This is a genomic window from Mucilaginibacter limnophilus (assembly GCF_004005815.1).
Taxonomy (GTDB): domain Bacteria; phylum Bacteroidota; class Bacteroidia; order Sphingobacteriales; family Sphingobacteriaceae; genus Mucilaginibacter; species Mucilaginibacter limnophilus.
In genome coordinates, this window is record NZ_SACK01000022.1 from 1 (window position 1) to 1,291 (window position 1,291).

The window sequence follows — 1,291 nt, forward strand, 5'->3', positions numbered from 1 at the left end:
AGCTAAACTGTGGAGATATTGAAAACTCTACCGAGTTTCCAACATCTCCACAGTTCCAACAACAATAATTATATTTTTGAATTAAATAAGTCTATAAAACACCAGTCCGAACTAAGGGAGGGTTACACTCCGCCACGATAGTTTTGTGGCTGTTTGAGGAAGAATAAAATCCCCAGTGTTTTTTCTAACATAATTACTGCAATTAAAGGGTTTACAAATATCGAAAAGCAGTACTTATGAATCAAGATGTTAAATTTCTGAACATGCTATATACCAGTTAGTTACATCACTTTCAGTGCGTGTTTTTTGGCTAAACCACCACGCACCGAATCACGCACTTTTATATTGTCTTTTTTTGCATGTTTTGTGTAGTATAAAGAACAAAAAAGAAATAAAAATCTTTAATTGCCCCCTTACCATTTTCTGACATCTGAACGTCTTAGCCATTCTTCGTTGTCCTTTTCTAAAAGTTGCACCAATGCTTTGAATATCGTGTAATAATGCTTGCCGAAATATTTCGAGATCATCCTTAGTTACAAGTTCCTGTGAAATTTTCATATTCTTTATTTACTAAATTTTATTAGTTAGAAATTGAGCTGTTGCTTAATTCACAAGACTAAAGTATTGGAGAAAAAAAGGCTAAAACAGTGAAGGGGGTGAAAAAAATCCTTCACCCCCTATAAAAATATACAGTCTACCAATTGGTATTATGATTTGATGCAATAGGCGAAAGGTCGAATCATTAATATTTTAGCTTGCAGTTCCTAAAAACTTCCGTCTGGCGGAGTTTAAATAAATTATGCTTACCTTCTAGATCAATATTATTGATCTAAAGCGCGTTGTTTCTTTATTTTCTGACAGTAGTTCGAAAAATGGCTTTCATCACTGAAGCAAAACTCAACTGCGATTTGCTTGTTATTCAGTTTTCCACTTTTTAACCTTTTTTCAATCAGGCTCCAGCGATACTGGTGAAAATAATTACGATAACTTACCCCAAAATTACGCTTGAAGTAAGCCCCAAAGTAAGTTGGTGAAATATTGAAACACGACGCTATAACATCGATCCGGCACTTTTGAGGATCATATATATTTTGGTGAATATAATTGAGCAACTGCTGCTTATCAAGACCGGAAATAACATAGATTCCGCTAAAGGTCCTTAATGACTGTTGGATGAGCCCGAATACGGATAATATCTGGAAATACACAAACCCAGAAGTACTTAAGTCAGTCGAATCTTTATAATCAGTAATAGCCTGCATAGCCGTCTTTAAAGATTTCGCGGCTTTTA

Annotated in this window: 1 protein-coding gene; it reads right to left on the minus strand. The window is 34.8% G+C overall.

Annotation, left to right across the window (positions count from 1 at the left end):
* Window positions 1-821: 821 nt before the first annotated feature.
* The coding region (locus tag EOD41_RS20500; protein ID WP_205780617.1) for a helix-turn-helix domain-containing protein at window positions 822-1,291 on the minus strand (470 nt) is incomplete at its 5' end.